This window comes from Borreliella valaisiana VS116 (genome assembly GCF_000170955.2).
In the GTDB taxonomy this organism is placed as follows: domain Bacteria; phylum Spirochaetota; class Spirochaetia; order Borreliales; family Borreliaceae; genus Borreliella; species Borreliella valaisiana.
In genome coordinates, this window is the sequence record NC_012177.1 from 14,697 (window position 1) to 30,788 (window position 16,092).

The following is a 16,092-nucleotide window of genomic DNA, read 5'->3' on the forward strand; positions in this document are numbered from 1 at the left end:
AAAAGTTAGTGTATACTTTATAGGTACAGACTGACACGCAATGTGTCGCTCTTAATATAAGGACCTGTTACCTTAAAGGGTTTATTGGGGATTCTTTTTAGAGAAATTCCAATAAACCCTTTAATTTTTGACTTAAAGATTTTCATTTTTTAACAGCAATTTTAGAAAAATTTAGAAAAGTATTTACAAAACATAAATTTTTTTATACTATAATATTAGTAAAAAACTTATATTAGGGGTTAAGATGAAAAGGCTTAATAAGATTAAAAGGAAAGAGTACTACAAGTTTTTAATTAAAACTTTTGCCATTAAAAACAATTAGTTTGAGTGGCTTGGTTTTAGCAATATTAAAGACCGTTCTTAAACCAAATATTTTCTTATTAAGCTTTTAGATTCTAAATTGAGATTTCTTATTGATAAGGCATGTTTAATTATTTAAAAACTATATTTAAAAATTGTTTATTTCAAAATATATGAAAAACAAATTGTGCTTGCACACACAATTTGTTTTAATCCTTTTATTCCAATTTAAGGTTTTAGGAGAATTAAAAAATGTTTATTGAAAAAATATTGCAAAGCAATAAAGAGCTTTTAAAAGACATTCAAAAGTCCGGGTGTTATTTTTTATCTCTACACTATTGGATATTTATTTTAACAGGCTTTGATTTCAAGGCAAAAGATGTTAATTTAAATTACCTTAGGTTTTTGGAATTAGGTTACATTAGAAACGATTGTTATATTTTAAATCCATGTAAAATTCTTAGTTGTTATAAAATATTTTCTAAGGTTAGGTATGAAAGTTCACTTTATTTGCCTGTAGCTGGTAGAGAGTTTGAAATAACAGAGATTAAGTTGAAAGATCAGGATTTTGTTCATTTTATTGTAATGGACAATAATAAGATACTTTACGACAGTCTTGATTTACAGGCCAAAGGAAAGAAATTTGAAATAATATCAAAAAGAATATTTGATATTATGTTTTAAAAGGGAATGTTTACTAAATTATATATATTAAACTTATAGGGCCAAACAATCTAAAGCTTTAGATTGTTTGGCCCATTGTTTTAAGCTAGACAATAAAAATAGTTCTTATGTAGTAGTATTATTTTTTATTTTGTTTTTCTTTAATATTTTGCAATTTTGCTTTCATTGCTTTTGCAATCCCAATCACCCCTTCAGCTGTAGTTGCAGGAGTTTTTTCAGCTGCCTGTGAGGCTGTTTCTGACATCTTTAGCACCCCAATACCTTCTATTGCTTTTGAGACTTTAGACATTAATTTATACATTTCTAAAAATTCATCTTTACCCCCCCCATTCTCTTTAAGCTTAATAGTTTCCTCTTCTATTTCTTTTAGGAATTTTTCTGTTAAGGAAATGGCGCGTTGTTTTGCTTCTCTTATTTTAGGTCCTGCCACCTTGCCACCTGCTTTTTTATCTGTTATTTTGTCTAATTCTACGCCGTCTTTTTTAGCCTCTTCTATAGCTTTATCTATTTCATTTGTAATGTCTTTAACTGATGATTCTAATCTAGCTTTTCCTGTTAAGCTACATGCTATAAACAGGCTAACAAGTAAAGTTATTTTAATTAAAATTTTATTATATATAGTCATACAATTAATCTCCTTATTTTGAATTTAAATTTTAATAAAAGCATTAAATAAATATTAAATTGTAAATATTAGGACAAACTAAAATTTCATTTTTAGTCCATTCTAATTACAATATTTTAAGATTTATTTTTATTTTTTGCTTTTATTATTTTTTTTCTCCTCATTGTTAATTTTTTGTTTTTTCTTAATGTCTTCTAGCTTATTTTCTATTTTTACCTTGGCTTCAAGCAATCTTTCACATGTGTTTATAGGATTACTTTTAGCTTCCTCTGAAGCAGAGTTTTTAACCCCTTTTATCCCAATAGCTTCTAATGATTCTAAAATTTCAAGCATTATTTTAAACATAGCCAAGAATTGACTGCTATTTCCATTTTCTTTAAGCTTTAAAGCTTCTTCTTCTATTGTTTTGAAGAACTTTTCTGTTGCATCAATAGCTTGTACTTTTGCTTCTCTTATGACTGATCCCCCGCTTGATACTTTAGAACCGGTTTCTCTGTCTGTAAAAGCTTCAAAATTCACACCTTTTAAGCCAGCGTCTTTTCTTATTTGTAAAATTTTGTTTTTTACATCCTTAGAAGACGATTCAAGAGCTATCTTTGTTTCTCCCGTTAGTCCAAAATTACAAGCTACCAACAGAGCAACAAACAAAGCTACAATTGTTAAATTGAATTTTTTCATTTTTTCTGTTTTGTTACCTCCTATTAAAAATAATTAATATCAAAATCTAAATTCTAGACCATTTTATTTGAAATAAAATAAAACACAGTAGTTAATAAAATTAACATAATTTTTGGATTTGCATTAAAGCAAAATTTTTATTTTAAAGTTTATTATTTTAAATTTTATTTTTGTTGGGAAGCATAAGTTTGTTTTATGCAAATATAGCAATACTATTGTTTGGAATTACAAGCTAATTTTTGTAAGCGAGTTTTTGATTTTAAGATTTGGTGAGAGTTTGCTAAAATGTTGCTAATTAATTATTTTGTAAATTAAATCAAAGATCTAAAAGAATTTAGGTCTTAAAAATAAAAGAGAAGCCATGCTCCCGCAATTTATTGGCTTCTCTTTTGACTATTTTGAATACTATTTCATTTAAGGAGTGGGAGTAGCGGGAGCAGGAGAAGCAGGTTTAGTGGGCATAATAGCGCCTTTTAAGCCTTTAAAGAACCTTCCTGTTTTATGTGCTCCAGAAACTATTTTATTTTTTCCCTTAATTATTATGTCTAGTAAACTTTCATTAGATGTGTTGTTGCCAGCAGCTTCTATTAAGCTTTTTAATGATTCATTTTGTTCGGTAACAACTATTTCTTTGATTCTCGTTTCTTGTTCTTGAGTAAATCCCTTGTCCATATTGCAGGATAATATTAGCGCGGGCAGCAAAATATATTTTATTTTAAACATTTTCTTTCTCCTTTACCATTTATTTTTATTAATTTAATTCTAATTAAAAAATATATATCGTTAAATTAATTATTCCCAATAAAAACAATTTAATTTTTCTTGAGTTTTTAAAAAAACTTAATTAAAATAAAATAATGATATTTAAAAATAGAAAAGAAGAATATATTTTTTTATTTAAAAAAGGTTTAAAAGATTTAGACATTGCTCAAATTTTAGGTGTTGGTGAATCTTTTGTAGCAAAAGCCCGAAACAAATATTTTAAATCCAATGATTCTGTTTGTAAAAAAAACTCTTCTTCTAGTAATTTGGCAGTAGAGGGTATTTCTAGAGTTCCAGCTAATGAGGATAATTTTGACAATTTAGTGCTACTTGCTACAAGAAAGGCTTGTGAGTTAGAAAATGCTAAAAATGATACCGAAAGATTATTTTATGAAATAGTTTGTTCTTTTATTGATTCTCACCATAGATATAAAAATCTTAGTTTGAAATCAATAAAAAAAGATGCATTAATTTTGGATTTAAAAATTAGTAAGCTTCAAAGCGAGATTGACACCAATAAAAAAAGAGGCTTAAGTGGTAATGAAAGCCTTGAAATGGAGCTTGATGCTAAGATTAAAAAGAGAGAAGATCTTGAAAAAGAGCTTATTAATATTTGCATGAGAGAAGATTACGATGCTCTTGTTAAACTTAAATCTGTTTTAAGTAGTAAGAATTTAAAATTGGAGTAAAATTTGAAATTTTCAAGATCCTTAATATTTCTAAATCTTCAGAAAAAGTTTAAAAATAAATTTAATATCAATATTTTGGATTATATTAAGCCAAAATCAACCAATATTTGTTTTAAAGATTTTGAAAACAAATGTTTGACCGCTAAGCAAAAGGAAGTGCTTTTTGACATAGAAAGCCACGATTATTCAAAAGTAATATTTAGTGGTGGAATTGCAAGTGGTAAGACATTTTTAGCCTCATATTTGCTTATTAAAAAGCTTATTGAAAACAAATCCTTATATGAGAGAGATACTAATAATTTTATTATAGGCAATTCTATTGGCCTGTTAATGACAAATACCATAAAGCAAATAGAAAAAATTTGTGGTTTTTTAGGAATTGATTATCAGAAAAAGAAAAGTGGTGAATCTTTTTGTAAAATAGCAGGACTTGAGCTTAATATCTACGGAGGTAGAAACAGAGATGCTTTTTCTAAGATTCGAGGGGGCAATAGCGCAATAATTTATGTAAATGAAGCAACAGTAATCCACAAAGAAACTTTGCTTGAAGTAATAAAAAGACTTAGAAAAGGAAAATCAATCATTATTTTTGATACAAATCCAGAAAGTCCAGCGCATTATTTTAAAACAGATTATATTGAAAATACAGATGTTTTTAAAACATATAATTTCACAACGTATGACAACCCTTTAAATTCAGCAGATTTTATTGAAACTCAGGAGAAACTTTACAAACATTTTCCTGCATATAAGGCCCGAGTGCTTTACGGCGAGTGGATTTTAAATGAATCTGCATTATTTAATGAAATGATTTTTAATCAAGATTATGAATTTAAAAGCCCAATAATGTACATTGATCCTGCATTCTCAGTAGGTGGAGACAATACAGCTATTTGTGTTTTAGAACGCACTTTTGAGAAGTTTTATGCATATATTTATCAGGACCAAAAACCAGTAAGTGATAGTTTAATGCTTGGTTCTATTCAAGTTTTAATAGAAAATTTCAATGTAAATACTGTTTATATTGAAGAGAGAGATAGTACCAAAGGAGATGGGATTTTAACCAAAACCATTCTTTTTCTAAGAAATAAAAGTATTAATTATTTTAAAGTTGCACCAATAAAACCCTTAAGTAGTAAATTCAAAAGAATATGTGCTCTTATTCCTTTGTTTGAAAGCCGTAAAATAGAATTTTTAAAAATAATCAGTAAAAATGTGGTAGCTGATATTTACAGCTACAAAGGAGACGGTAAAACAAAAGATGATGCACTGGATTCTCTTGCAAATGCTTACCTTCTTTTAACACTAAATTATAAAGAAAAATTATTTCATTTCGGTAAGTTTAAATATTTATGATTTGATCTAAATTGTTAGTAACTAATTTAAGTTTGTGATTAACAACCATGTTAAATTTTTTATTCCTTGTGCTGATTTTGGTTTGAATTTACTTTGCCTTAAACCTAAGATTAAGTTAATTTAAAGCAGTTAAAATTTATTTTTAAAAATAACAATTTTTTGTAAAAAAATAAAATCAATATTTAATCTTTTAAAAGTTTTTAAAAATTATTTTTAAATTCAATTGTTTGGGAAATGCTATTGATATGATTTATAATTGAACTTCTATGAATTGAATTTTTAAAGGAGTGAAAATGAGAAGTAAATGTTTTTATATATGTTTATTTCCAGTTTTAATTTTTATTTTTAGTTGTAATTTGGGGTCTGGGGTAAAACTTACAGATTTAGAAAGGTCAGAAGTTTTAAAAAATGTTAAAGACCACTATAAGGGCGACCCTGCAAAAAAATCTAGAGTTGATGAATATTTTAAGCAAGTTGGCGACTCTAAAAGAGATGTAATTTTAAACCTATTTTCAGTTGGGTTTAAATATGTAGAGGCTAAAGAAAATAAAAATAAAAAACCTGTTGATTTGAAAGCCTTAGAAAGTGATTTTAAATCTAAACTAAAACAGCTTAATTACACAGAAGAGGAGTTTGAAAAGTTAGTAGAAGAATTTGATAATTTTGTTGACCCTAAAACTACCAAGTAGAATGTATTTAATTTAAGAAAATTTAAAGAAGTTTATTTTTAAAATGTATTATTTAATAATTTCGATAATTTAAAAAGACCGATCAGATATTCAGATATTTTTTTATCTATTCAAATATATTTCAAGGAGAGAGAAATATGAGAATGGCCGTTTTTTTTTTAATATGTCTTTTTGGTTGTAGTTCTTTTAATAAGTCTCACAATAAGAATTCATTATTTGAAAATAAGGAGAGAGCTTCTAATTATAACAGAGAATATTATCAGAAGAACAGAGAAAAACTTAAATTAAGAGCTAGAGAGCGATATCGTAGAAACAGAAAGCATTAAATAAAATAGAAAGAATTAAACTTTTAAATTTATTGAAAATAATAAGTAATTTTAATATTAAGCAATATATTTAAATTGATTGGTGGATTTATGTAAAAGATGTGTGTTTGTTAGATGCTTAAAATATTTCGCAGGTTTTTGAAATAAATTAAATTTTAATTAGGGAGAATATACATGAAGAGATATATTTATGTATATGTGTTGGCAATAGTAGTAAATTCTTGTTATTTAAATGATTTCTCTAGTATGAAAAAAAGCAACCGAAATAAATACGATTTAAATTTTGCTGAACTTTCTTTAGCTGAAAGAGAGAGCGCTATTTTAAAAATTCAAAGGAAATTTAAAAGCCTTACGGATAGACTAAGCTCTAGAATCTCTAATTATAATGAGATTAAAGTTAGCAATTTCTTTAGCGAATTTAGCGAACAAAAAATTAATCTTTTAAATAAAATATTAGAGATTTTAAATGTACAGCATGGTTTAATGGAAAAAAGTAGTAATAGCTTAAGTAAGCTTAGCATGTTAAGCGAAGGCAATTATGCTGTTCTTGATCCACAGCCAGAATTGAGACTTTTAAACCAAAAATATTCAGATATAGATGAAAAATTAAGAGAAATATGTAATTACATTCTTAGTAACAGTATTAACTTTAATAAGGCTTTAAAGGATTTAACTTCTTTAAAAGAGAGTTCTTTAGCATTAATGCAAAAATAAGCTTTAATTTATTATTTATTACGTTTATTTGCGTATTTTTTCTTATGCTTAGCCAAGCAAATTAAAAAAAATAAACATTTATTAATTTATATTTTTTAAAGGACTTTATAAATAGAGCCATTAATTTTGACTCTATTTATAAAAAAGCAGTTATTCTTCTAAAGGTTTTATTTCTGATAGGGCAAATCTTTCTGAATTGTTTGTGCTCCATCCTGTCCATTTATCATTTTTAAAAAGATAGTTTCCCACAACACTGTATATTGGAATTATTGGATAATCCTTTTCAATAATTATTTCTTCAATCTTTTTTAATAGTTCTAATCTTATTTTTTCATCTGATTCAAGTTCAGATTTAACAAGCAGTTCATCAAGTTCAGAATTTGAATATCCGTAAGATGAAAGATGTGAGTTTTTAGTTGTAAATATATCAAAGTATGCCATGGGATCTAAATAATCTCCTTGCCAGGACCTTACTGAGATCTCATACTGTCCTTTTAGAATGTTTGATATGTGAGTATTCCATGCTACAGGTTCAATTTCTACATCAATATTTAAAACTTTTTTCCATTGGCCTTGAATAAAAATGGCAACTTCCTTTTCAAGGTCATTGTTATTGTATTGTATTCTAAGAGTTGGAAATTTTTTCCCATCCGGATATCCAGCTTCAGCTAAAAGTTTTTCTGCTTTTCGCGGGTTGTATAGTTTTAATTTTTTGCCGTAATTATAATTGTTAAGGTTAGGACTTATTTTTCTTGATGCTTTGAAGTTATTATCAAGTACTCTGTAGGTCAATGTTTCTCTGTCAACTGCAAGAGATAATGCTTCTCTTACTTTTACGTTGTCAAGGGGTTTGACAGTTGTATTTAATGAAAAAAATCCAACTCGGCTAATGTCAGCTGAATAAAAGTCTTCTCTTAAAATAAGTTCATTAATAAGGTTTAAAGGTATGCTGTTAAAAATAGCATCAATTTCATTGTGTTCGTACATGCTGTAAATTCTGCGGGCATCGTTTACAGTAATAAAGTTAATCTCATTAATAGCAACGTTTTTGGCATCATAAAAATTTTTATTCTTTTCAAGAGATACTTCTTCGTGTAAGGTTCTTCTTTTTAGTTTAAAAGGCCCGCTTGTAACCATGTTTTCTGGACTTGTCCATTTATTTCCAAACTTTTTAACAACGTGAATAGGAATAGGTATAAATATTGGGTTTGTAAGCATATCAAGGAAATATATTGTTGGAGTGGAAAGAGTTATTTCTAAAGTTTTTTCATTAATTACCCGTATTCCAACTTCATCTGCATGTAATTTTGTTGTATGGAATTCTTTTGCATTTTTTATTTTTGATGCTAATAGGTTAATATTTGGTATCTTATCATCACTTTCTAAGGCCATTATGTATGAGCTTTTAATAGTGTCTGCTGTTATTTTAACGCCGTCACTCCAATAAATGTCGTCTCTTAAATAGAATGTATAGCAAGTGTTATCGTGAGAAATGTCCCAGCTTTTTGCAAGACCTGGTCTGTATCCACCCGTTTTGGGATCACCTCTTAAAAGTCCAACAAATAGTTCGTTTATAATTAACTGGCCCAATTTGTCGCTGCAAAATTGTGGATCAAGTGATGTTGGTTCGTTTCCAATTCCAACGCCAAAGATAAGGTCCTCTTGTGTTTTAGAAATTGTGCACGAGATTACAACTATGATGGCCAGTATCAAAAATAATTTTTTTTTTATTATCATAATGCCTCCTTTTTTTATTTTCAATAATTAATTTATTGTATAGCAAATTATATTGCAAAATTTTTTTAAAAATACAATTGCTACTTTTGTTGAGCTTCAAAAGGCTTGTTGTTTGTTTGTCAATTTAAATGTTTTCAGTTTTAAAAGAGGTGCTCTAGAGTATGAAAAATTTTAATAAAAAATCAAAACAATATAAATAATAAACTCAAAAGACTACTTACACAATAGTTTTTGTTATTGGGTTTAAAACTACAAATAGGGCTTTGAGGCCCTATTTGTAGTTTTAAAGAAGTTTTCAATGAATTGTTGATTTATAACAATAAACAAGTATATATCTCTCTTTGTTTTTTCCAAAAAAATTTTTGAACCTTTATTTAGGTTTTTAAGACTTTTAAAGAGAATAAAAATTTAAGGTTTAATTCTTAAAGTTTAATTGTTTTTAAAAAGTAAAACAAAAACAATTTTTTTGTATGTCTTGAGAATGCTAAAAAATGAACTATAATGTCGGACTATTTTAGTGGAGGTTTTAATGGGAAGGATAAATGTTTTATTGACATTGTTAATATTATTATTTTCTTGTAAGCAGTTTGGTGCTAGTGTTAAGTCGCTCACAGAAATTGCTGCTGAGGATGGTAAGCCTATTGTTGTTAGCGACAGTGTATCGGTTAAAGATCTAATTGCTGAAGCTGGAAGACCTACCTTAACATCGCAGGAGTCTGAAAGGCTAGAGGCTGTAAAAAGCTTTTTAAAAGACGCAATAAGTGTTAATGGTAGAGAAGATGTAAAAGCTGAGTATGAGAAATCCTATAAAGAATTTTTTGATTGGCTTTCTAAGGATGTTAACAGACAAAAAGAGTTTGTAGATTCTTTTAACAATATTTGTGGGATTGTCGCTAAAGCAGTAGATGAAAGCAAAAAAGTGTATCATAGTGATAATAATCGATCTTTAGGTTTTAATGAATACGTTTGTTACGACATTAAAAATAGGAAAGGCGATGATTTAAGTTTATTTTTCCAAAAGGTAGCTGATGCATTTGGTACTGAAGCGTACAAGAACAAAGATGATAATAGTAGTCAAAAACCTGAGAAATGCAATGAAGAGATTTTTAAAGCAATTAAAAAGGTGTTTACTGAAAGCGATAGTAATAAAGAATTGAAAGATTTGAAAAATTTAAATAGTTATAAGTTAGAAGCAGCAAAGTAACAAAGAATTGCAAAATTTAAAAAATGATGGGAATCTTTAAGTATTTGAGATATGATTTATTATAAAGGCAGGTTCTAGTGTGAACTTGTCTTTTTTGTTTTTTAGAAGCGACTTTAAAAAAACTTTTGCAAGATTCTATCTTTAGGTTATGGGTGATAATAACAACACAACTGGCAATTTTCAGGATTTTAAATTTAATAATGTTGAATTTGCCAAAGAATTGTCAACTCAAGTTATTGAATTTTCCTTAACAATAGAGACTAATTTAAATAAAATTTTAAAGACAAACAATTTGGATGATGCGTATTTAAAGCTTCAAAAGTCAAAATCAAGACTTATTTCTACGATTGAGCTGGCTAAAAAACTAAACAACCATTTACTCTTAGAATTTGATAAAATTCCTTTTGATTTTGATATTCCTGTAACATTTAGCATTGTTGACAAGATTTTAAAAATATTTTATTGGACAATAGTCAATTTTGATTCACATACAGTAAGTGAGATTGAATCAATAGGGTTAAAAGAGATTGATTTTTTATACGAAGAAGAAGAAGGAATGAGATCAGCAGAAGAAGAGATTAGCAGCATTGAAAATTTTGAGAAAAGAGAATTTCTTTTTGGACTGCTTTTGGTTATTAAATCCACATTTCAAGCAGACAAAGCCTTAATAAAAGCAATCAGAGCATCACTTTTGGCAACATCTATTATTGCGCAACGGGGAATAGAAGGCAAGCAGATTTTATTTTTTTATATTTAGGTTATGATGATTTGATTTACAGACGTTTTTAAATATTAAAAGGTAGAGAGACGGCTCTCTACCTTTTTAATATTTATTGGGATTGGATAAAGTATTAATTTAATATTCTTTTTAATGTTATTTTATAATGTTTATCTTTTAACAATGCGCTTAACAGTAAGCAGAATACTTTGTAAGTTTTACTTATATTCTTAAGTTAATATTAGCATAAATACTTTAAAACATATTGTTTTTTTATAAAATTTTAAATGAATTTTAATATTTAAACGTTGTGCATAAATCTTATTTAATAATAAATATTAAATAAGAACGATTTGCATAAAAAACGGTTTTTGATATAATAATGTATAATGATATTTAAAAAAATGATTAATGAATTTAAAATGGAAATAAAAAGCAAACAGTCCCAAATTAATCCTATTGATGTTTACAAATATTCAATTTTTTTTAGGAATTACATAGAAAGTTCAGCAGAAGATGCTCTTAAAAATGGAATTAATTTAAGCTTGCTTGAAACTTCTTGTTTAAAAGAAGGCAGAGAATCTCTTTTGGGCTTAAAGGTGGAGTTAAAAGAAGCTCTTCTTGAAGCAATGATAAGCTATAGATTTAATGGAGCAGGCTATATTTTGGTAAAACCCAAAGGAGAAGATGAAGATTTAAGTAAAAAGGTTAACAGTGAACTGCCCACAGGTTTTAAGTATTTAGATTTTCAAAAAATTATTAACAAAAGAGAATCTGAGTACATAGAGTACCTTTCCACCTCAAAAGACTTAGATGGTGTGGGTGAGAAGGCAAGGGTTGTAAAAATAGATAAAAGTAGAGTAATAATTTATGAAAATTATGATTATGTTTTAGGATCACACGAACCTGCTTATACACAAAGTTTGCTTCTTAATATTTGTCTTTTAGAACAAATTTATTTAGAAATAGAAAAGAGAATAAGAAACTATAATTTTTTGTTTTACAAAGACGAGCATTTAGTGGGACTTGTTGAGTCTTTAGAGCTTGCAAAAGAAGAAATTAGCGTTTTAGCAAACAATAATAAAGGCAAAATATTTTCTACTTTTTTTAAAGGTCAAGAGTCAAACAAGAGTTTTTCAGCATTAAGTAGTGCTTCTGAGCAGCTTAACAGAGAACTTAGCAAGATTAAAAGCACGCTAAACAATGATGGAATTTTTTATACAGCATCAGAGAATGCGCGTTTAGAAGTAATAAAATATGATTTAGAGTTTTTAAAAGACGCTTTTGACCTTGTTAAAGCAAAAATTGGTGCTGATACCAAAGAGCCTCTTACTAGAAGTTTTAATGAGCAGGTCAAAGGACTTGGCAGTAGTGGCAAGGGAGACAAAAGCAATTATTACGATTATTTAAAAGGCGTACAAGAATCTGTTGCTAATGCATGCAATCTTAAGCTTAACAAATATTACAGATTAAATATGAAGTTTAATGAACTTGAAGTTTTAAGCTACGAGCAAAGACTTGAGAGAGACAATTTGCTTCTTGATGTTTATATAAAATATTTAGATTTAATTAAAAATGAAAATCTAAGTCATAAGGCAAGAGAAAATTTAAAAGAACAATTAAGTTTAGTTATTTAAAAGGAGTAATTATGGAAAAAACGTCTTTTGAGGGTGTAGATTACGAGAGTAAAAGCAACCAAGAAGATCCAAAAAAGCTAAGCACAGACAATGGAGTCTCTAATAATGCTTTGATTAAGGAGTTTTTAGAATATAAAAATCTTAAAAGTGCTAATAATGATTCAAGTAATTTTTCTCATAGTGACTTAAGAGAATCTGTTGAGATAAATAAACTTGCAAATGATAATTTAAGTTTTGAGTACAATACAGAAAATCTTTTATCAAAAGGGTATTCTTTTAAAGAGGTGGTAAAAGGCCAAGCTTTAGAGCTTATTAGAAAGTATGTAAAAGCAACTCAAATCTTAGCAATAGCTGGGACTAACAATCTTGATGAGATTGATTCATCTTCTCGCGCAATACTAATACGGGTTGCAAAGACTAATATTGATCAGAACAAGAATGTAGAAAATTCATACAAAATAATAAATTTCCAAAAAGTAAAATCAAATCAGGAAAATAATTTAAGAAACAAAAATGCTTTTTTTAGCACATACCATGATTTAAGAAAAGCAATGTTTAATGAATGGGAAGAGCTTAAGCGTGAATTTTATTGTAATAAAAAAGTATTAGTTTAAATTTTTGTAATTTAAGCTTTTAAAAAAAATAATTTAAAAAAGGAGATATTTATTAATGAGTGAATCACTTGATTTTAAAAAAGAGATAGAAAAACTAAAAGCATCAAAAGTAGAACTTGAGAGTCAGCTTGAAAGTTTAAAAAAAAATCAAGCTCAAAAAATTGTTTTAGACAAATTACAAAGTGTTAATGTTAACAGTTACCCTGTATTTGAGAGTAGTAAATTCAAAGATGGGGGATTTTATTTTGCTCAAAAAGGTGTTCTTAAAAGCTCTTCAGCGGATAAGTTTGAAAATTATCAAGCTCAAGATTTTTGCTACAAATGTGGGGTCAAGCTTATTGTTAACGGCTCACATTTGCAAATAGCAAGAGGCGGCGGTAGTGATCTTTATGGGGTTTGTGTTGACTTTGATGATTTTTCAAGAACCGGTACAGTTGTACCAATGACTTGTAGTTTTGAATGTGTTTTGATTGCTAAAGACAAAACAATTAAAGCAGAAGATAAACTAATAATAAACAGCGAAGGGTTTTTAGAAAAAGCTTTAGAGAATGCAACAGTTATTCACGCTTTAGCATTAGGACCGGCTGAAGAATTTAAAGACAGAAGAGATGTTTATGGAGTTAGAGTTCTTTTTTTAGTCAAACAAATAAGAGATGAAATTTAAAATAGGAGAATTTAAAATGGACAACATTACATTAAATAACGACGAATATGTAGACACAGTAAGGGATGTTTTGGTGCGCGAATGCCCAATTCCAGAATATTATCATTTTCTAGATTCACAACAAATAGAGAGTAGTAATATTTCTCTTGGAAGTGATAGAATTATTAAGTGGTATTCTAATTTAACGGACATGCCTACATTAAAGGTTAATGATTTTAATACGGTTTCAACAATAAAGTTCCAAAGACAAATAGTAAAAATTAATTATTTGCCTTTTCAGTATGCATTTACTTACTACGCACCAGATGGAAAAGTTAGTGTGGAGGCAAACACAAACATTAACATGAGGGAAGGACTTTTTGGAGCAATAATTGAGATACAAAAGTTAATGAGTGCGCATTATTTAAAAGGGGGACTTACACTCTCAAAAAGTAGTAAAAGAACTCTTCTTGTTGATGAGTCTAACAATGAAACTATGTACGGACTTTCAAATCTTCCAAACCAAATAGACAAAACAATTAAACAGACGAACATCTTAGATCAAGTAAAATCAATAAATGATGAACTTGGAAAGATTAATTTAGAAGATGAGAGAAGAGTGCCTTTTAAAATACTTACAACTAGCAAAATCAAAGGTCGTTTACTAGAAAGACTTCCAAACAATAATTATTCATACAAAGACATGCTTTTTGATTTTATAAGCGCAATTAATAATGATGCAAATATTGAACTTGAGACTACAAATTTATTAGACGATGAAATTTTAATATACCCAAGAAGCAGCAAACTACTACTTTTAAAAGACGGTCACCAGCCGATATTAAATTCATACACAGAAGTTTCAAGTAGCAATTTCAGAACAAGTTTTCTTGATTTTTCTATTGGAACAATTTTGGCAACAAAAAATTCAATCCTTAGAATAAAATTGAGCTAAAAATGAATGAAAGTAAAATAGATTCGAATCAAATCCAAAGCGCAAATTTAAAAACTTTAGACATTAAAAAAGACGCTGAGAATCTAGAATCAGATTTAAAAACAGTGTACGAGCAAATACTTGAGCTTTTAATGCTTGACGCTAAAGCTTTTAGCATTAAAGAATTTTTGTTATATTTGAATTTACTTGAAAATATTTTAATTCTTAAAAGAATAAGAATTAAAAGTTTAAATGATTCTACAATGTTTGTTCTAATTTATTATTTTATTGGTTGTGAATTAAAAAAACGAAACAGATTGAAAGGTTTTAATTTAAATTACATCAAATCTGAAAAATTTAAAGAGATATCATTAGAATATTTTCCCACAACTTTAAGCAGTAACAGTAGCTGTGGGGGTGATTTTTGTAAATGCTTAGATAGCTTAATAGAAGAATTAAGAGTAAAAGACTCTTTAATAGGGGTAGCTAAATGAAATCTTTAGAGATGATTAATACAAGTTTAAGTAAAATTATAAGTACATATTCACAAGATCTTTTTTTCTGTAAATTTAGAACAATCAAAGATCCAATTAATGCATCTTATGAAACTAGATTTAAAAGTTCTGATACTATTGTTTTTAAAGGAATGCTTTTGCTAATAAGTCCAGAAGAAGCAGTTGAAATTGAAGGTGTAAATATTTTTGATAAAAATAGCTACGCCAAGGTGTATACTCTTGCAAGTTTTAAGTTTGAGTATGGGGACTTGGTTAAGGCCCACGACGATTTTTATTCGATTTTGGGAGTTCAAAAAGGCTACAAAGAAGGTCTACATTACAACACTCTAGTTTTAAGGAGTTCTTGTTGAGTGTAAAAATTGAATTTAAAGACATTTATTCTTTTAATGCAGAAAATAGTATTAATATCAAATCGGAAGAACTTGGGAGAGATATTACTTTTAAACTGGCAAAGGCCGCTTACAAAGAGTTTTATTCTAATATTTTTTCAAACAAAGGAATAAAAATAGCTTTTAGGAAATCTATTCAAAAAGGACTTGTTGAAATAAAGGACCAGTTTAGAGTTTTTTGTAAAAACTATTTACTTAGCAGACAAACAGAACTTCAGTCCAAAAGAGCTTTTAAGGCTAAAGAATTTAAAAGTTTTACCAACAATGTTGAAAAACTTAATCTTTCAAAAGCAAAAGCAAAGGATAAGCATTATGATTGTAGGATTAAATGAATCTGTACAGTTTTTAATTCAAATACTTACGAAATTTAAGAAATATTTAGATCTTAAAGAAATAGAATTAGAAATTTTAAATACTTACAACCACCCATATTTAGAAAAGTTTGCTACAAATGCTAGTAATTTAATTGTATTAAAAAGTGAATCTTTCGAAGGGCTTACTCCTAGAAATCTAAGGGGCAGGAATTTTTGTGAAACATCTAATGAGTTTAGATTAAGGTTTTCGCTTTATTTTTTAAGTTTTACTTTACTTAAAGCTTACAGAGATTCTTATGAGAGCGTGTGCAAAGTATACGAGCACTTTTTGGAATTTTTATATGAGAATAAATTCAGGTTTGATTTTATAAAAGAGCTTGAAGGTGGTTATTGCTTGCTTTTAACTTATTATCTCTGCTCGCTTAGTAATTTAAATAATGATGGGCTACTTGGTGTTTCGAATATGCACAGCAATATGTGTTTTAGCTTTAATCAGATTTTTCTTGCAAATATACAGGTTATAAAACAAGAAATATAAATTTTAAAAAGAAATTAAAAAAGAAA

20 protein-coding genes are annotated in these 16,092 nt (G+C 27.8%); 16 read left to right on the forward strand and 4 right to left on the reverse strand.

Annotation, left to right across the window (positions count from 1 at the left end; all coding sequences use genetic code 11):
• Nucleotides 1-552 precede the first annotated feature (552 nt).
• Nucleotides 553-984, forward strand: coding sequence for a DUF261 domain-containing protein (locus BVAVS116_RS04525; RefSeq protein WP_012665654.1), 432 nt, complete (start codon nucleotides 553-555; stop codon nucleotides 982-984).
• Nucleotides 985-1,102: 118 nt separating this feature from the next.
• On the opposite strand, the gene dbpA is transcribed toward BVAVS116_RS04525, so the two are convergent.
• The 3 genes from dbpA to BVAVS116_RS04540 form a co-directional block, all read right to left on the reverse strand.
• Nucleotides 1,103-1,609: a decorin-binding protein DbpA gene (gene dbpA / locus BVAVS116_RS04530; protein WP_012665655.1), complete on the reverse strand. Its 507-nt coding sequence runs from the start codon at nucleotides 1,607-1,609 to the stop codon at nucleotides 1,103-1,105.
• 129 nt (nucleotides 1,610-1,738) lie between these two features.
• Nucleotides 1,739-2,287, reverse strand: a complete 549-nt coding sequence (dbpB, locus tag BVAVS116_RS04535) for a decorin-binding protein DbpB (protein WP_012665656.1) — start codon at nucleotides 2,285-2,287, stop codon at nucleotides 1,739-1,741.
• Between the two features lie 414 nt (nucleotides 2,288-2,701).
• Entirely contained in the window at nucleotides 2,702-3,010 is a 309-nt protein-coding gene (locus BVAVS116_RS04540) for a hypothetical protein (protein WP_012665657.1), read from the reverse strand.
• A 134-nt stretch (nucleotides 3,011-3,144) separates the two neighbouring features.
• On the opposite strand from BVAVS116_RS04540, the gene BVAVS116_RS04545 reads away from it, so the two are divergent.
• From BVAVS116_RS04545 to BVAVS116_RS04565, 5 genes are all read left to right on the forward strand, one after another.
• Nucleotides 3,145-3,738: a DUF603 domain-containing protein gene (locus BVAVS116_RS04545; RefSeq protein ID WP_012665658.1), complete on the forward strand. Its 594-nt coding sequence runs from the start codon at nucleotides 3,145-3,147 to the stop codon at nucleotides 3,736-3,738.
• 3 nt (nucleotides 3,739-3,741) lie between these two features.
• Nucleotides 3,742-5,094 (forward strand): PBSX family phage terminase large subunit, encoded by a 1,353-nt coding sequence (locus BVAVS116_RS04550; protein WP_012665659.1) that lies wholly within the window; start codon nucleotides 3,742-3,744, stop codon nucleotides 5,092-5,094.
• A gap of 293 nt (nucleotides 5,095-5,387) precedes the next feature.
• Nucleotides 5,388-5,783 carry a hypothetical protein gene (locus tag BVAVS116_RS04555; protein ID WP_012665660.1) on the forward strand — a complete coding sequence of 132 codons (396 nt, stop codon included), beginning with the start codon at nucleotides 5,388-5,390 and terminating at the stop codon, nucleotides 5,781-5,783.
• Nucleotides 5,784-5,920: 137 nt separating this feature from the next.
• Nucleotides 5,921-6,109 (forward strand): hypothetical protein, encoded by a 189-nt coding sequence (locus tag BVAVS116_RS04560; RefSeq protein WP_012665661.1) that lies wholly within the window; start codon nucleotides 5,921-5,923, stop codon nucleotides 6,107-6,109.
• A gap of 174 nt (nucleotides 6,110-6,283) precedes the next feature.
• Nucleotides 6,284-6,823 carry a hypothetical protein gene (locus BVAVS116_RS04565; RefSeq protein WP_012665662.1) on the forward strand — a complete coding sequence of 180 codons (540 nt, stop codon included), beginning with the start codon at nucleotides 6,284-6,286 and terminating at the stop codon, nucleotides 6,821-6,823.
• A gap of 150 nt (nucleotides 6,824-6,973) precedes the next feature.
• Here the strand turns inward: BVAVS116_RS04565 and BVAVS116_RS04570 are convergent, their stop codons facing one another.
• Entirely contained in the window at nucleotides 6,974-8,560 is a 1,587-nt protein-coding gene (locus tag BVAVS116_RS04570; protein ID WP_012665663.1) for a peptide ABC transporter substrate-binding protein, read from the reverse strand.
• Nucleotides 8,561-9,089: 529 nt separating this feature from the next.
• On the opposite strand from BVAVS116_RS04570, the gene BVAVS116_RS04575 reads away from it, so the two are divergent.
• The 10 genes from BVAVS116_RS04575 (at nucleotide 9,090) to BVAVS116_RS04620 (ending at nucleotide 16,066) form a co-directional block, all read left to right on the forward strand.
• The gene (locus BVAVS116_RS04575; RefSeq protein WP_040351376.1) at nucleotides 9,090-9,764 is read left to right on the forward strand and encodes a hypothetical protein; all 675 of its coding nucleotides are present in this window, start codon (nucleotides 9,090-9,092) and stop codon (nucleotides 9,762-9,764) included.
• Nucleotides 9,765-9,912: 148 nt separating this feature from the next.
• Nucleotides 9,913-10,521, forward strand: coding sequence for a hypothetical protein (locus BVAVS116_RS04580; RefSeq protein WP_012665666.1), 609 nt, complete (start codon nucleotides 9,913-9,915; stop codon nucleotides 10,519-10,521).
• 350 nt (nucleotides 10,522-10,871) lie between these two features.
• Complete coding sequence (locus BVAVS116_RS04585; protein WP_233486686.1) at nucleotides 10,872-12,119, forward strand: anti-CBASS protein Acb1 family protein; 1,248 nt, start codon at nucleotides 10,872-10,874, stop codon at nucleotides 12,117-12,119.
• Nucleotides 12,120-12,130: 11 nt separating this feature from the next.
• Entirely contained in the window at nucleotides 12,131-12,733 is a 603-nt protein-coding gene (locus BVAVS116_RS04590; protein WP_012665668.1) for a DUF1357 family protein, read from the forward strand.
• Nucleotides 12,734-12,788: 55 nt separating this feature from the next.
• Nucleotides 12,789-13,397 (forward strand): DUF228 domain-containing protein, encoded by a 609-nt coding sequence (locus BVAVS116_RS04595; RefSeq protein ID WP_012665669.1) that lies wholly within the window; start codon nucleotides 12,789-12,791, stop codon nucleotides 13,395-13,397.
• 16 nt (nucleotides 13,398-13,413) lie between these two features.
• The gene (locus tag BVAVS116_RS04600; protein WP_012665670.1) at nucleotides 13,414-14,331 is read left to right on the forward strand and encodes a hypothetical protein; all 918 of its coding nucleotides are present in this window, start codon (nucleotides 13,414-13,416) and stop codon (nucleotides 14,329-14,331) included.
• A gap of 2 nt (nucleotides 14,332-14,333) precedes the next feature.
• Nucleotides 14,334-14,804, forward strand: coding sequence for a DUF3890 domain-containing protein (locus BVAVS116_RS04605; protein ID WP_012665671.1), 471 nt, complete (start codon nucleotides 14,334-14,336; stop codon nucleotides 14,802-14,804).
• Complete coding sequence (locus BVAVS116_RS04610) at nucleotides 14,801-15,175, forward strand: DUF1506 family protein (RefSeq protein ID WP_012665672.1); 375 nt, start codon at nucleotides 14,801-14,803, stop codon at nucleotides 15,173-15,175. The genes BVAVS116_RS04605 and BVAVS116_RS04610 overlap by 4 nt, the downstream gene beginning before the upstream one ends.
• Nucleotides 15,172-15,546 (forward strand): hypothetical protein, encoded by a 375-nt coding sequence (locus tag BVAVS116_RS04615; RefSeq protein WP_012665673.1) that lies wholly within the window; start codon nucleotides 15,172-15,174, stop codon nucleotides 15,544-15,546. The genes BVAVS116_RS04610 and BVAVS116_RS04615 overlap by 4 nt, the downstream gene beginning before the upstream one ends.
• Nucleotides 15,527-16,066, forward strand: a complete 540-nt coding sequence (locus BVAVS116_RS04620) for a DUF764 family protein (RefSeq protein WP_012665674.1) — start codon at nucleotides 15,527-15,529, stop codon at nucleotides 16,064-16,066. The genes BVAVS116_RS04615 and BVAVS116_RS04620 overlap by 20 nt, the downstream gene beginning before the upstream one ends.
• The last annotated feature ends 26 nt before the right edge of the window (nucleotides 16,067-16,092 follow it).

What these genes read in the sequence shown, in the direction of transcription:
- BVAVS116_RS04525 (WP_012665654.1), top strand. Translation starts at nt 553, where the DNA reads ATGTTTATTGAAAAAATATTGCAAAGCAATAAAGAGCTTTTAAAAGAC.
- dbpA (WP_012665655.1), bottom strand. Translation starts at nt 1,609, where the DNA reads ATGACTATATATAATAAAATTTTAATTAAAATAACTTTACTTGTTAGC.
- dbpB (WP_012665656.1), bottom strand. Translation starts at nt 2,287, where the DNA reads ATGAAAAAATTCAATTTAACAATTGTAGCTTTGTTTGTTGCTCTGTTG.
- BVAVS116_RS04540 (WP_012665657.1), bottom strand. Translation starts at nt 3,010, where the DNA reads ATGTTTAAAATAAAATATATTTTGCTGCCCGCGCTAATATTATCCTGC.
- BVAVS116_RS04545 (WP_012665658.1), top strand. Translation starts at nt 3,145, where the DNA reads ATGATATTTAAAAATAGAAAAGAAGAATATATTTTTTTATTTAAAAAA.
- BVAVS116_RS04555 (WP_012665660.1), top strand. Translation starts at nt 5,388, where the DNA reads ATGAGAAGTAAATGTTTTTATATATGTTTATTTCCAGTTTTAATTTTT.
- BVAVS116_RS04560 (WP_012665661.1), top strand. Translation starts at nt 5,921, where the DNA reads ATGAGAATGGCCGTTTTTTTTTTAATATGTCTTTTTGGTTGTAGTTCT.
- BVAVS116_RS04565 (WP_012665662.1), top strand. Translation starts at nt 6,284, where the DNA reads ATGAAGAGATATATTTATGTATATGTGTTGGCAATAGTAGTAAATTCT.
- BVAVS116_RS04570 (WP_012665663.1), bottom strand. Translation starts at nt 8,560, where the DNA reads ATGATAATAAAAAAAAAATTATTTTTGATACTGGCCATCATAGTTGTA.
- BVAVS116_RS04575 (WP_040351376.1), top strand. Translation starts at nt 9,090, where the DNA reads ATGGGAAGGATAAATGTTTTATTGACATTGTTAATATTATTATTTTCT.
- BVAVS116_RS04580 (WP_012665666.1), top strand. Translation starts at nt 9,913, where the DNA reads ATGGGTGATAATAACAACACAACTGGCAATTTTCAGGATTTTAAATTT.
- BVAVS116_RS04585 (WP_233486686.1), top strand. Translation starts at nt 10,872, where the DNA reads ATGATATTTAAAAAAATGATTAATGAATTTAAAATGGAAATAAAAAGC.
- BVAVS116_RS04590 (WP_012665668.1), top strand. Translation starts at nt 12,131, where the DNA reads ATGGAAAAAACGTCTTTTGAGGGTGTAGATTACGAGAGTAAAAGCAAC.
- BVAVS116_RS04595 (WP_012665669.1), top strand. Translation starts at nt 12,789, where the DNA reads ATGAGTGAATCACTTGATTTTAAAAAAGAGATAGAAAAACTAAAAGCA.
- BVAVS116_RS04600 (WP_012665670.1), top strand. Translation starts at nt 13,414, where the DNA reads ATGGACAACATTACATTAAATAACGACGAATATGTAGACACAGTAAGG.
- BVAVS116_RS04605 (WP_012665671.1), top strand. Translation starts at nt 14,334, where the DNA reads ATGAATGAAAGTAAAATAGATTCGAATCAAATCCAAAGCGCAAATTTA.
- BVAVS116_RS04610 (WP_012665672.1), top strand. Translation starts at nt 14,801, where the DNA reads ATGAAATCTTTAGAGATGATTAATACAAGTTTAAGTAAAATTATAAGT.
- BVAVS116_RS04620 (WP_012665674.1), top strand. Translation starts at nt 15,527, where the DNA reads ATGATTGTAGGATTAAATGAATCTGTACAGTTTTTAATTCAAATACTT.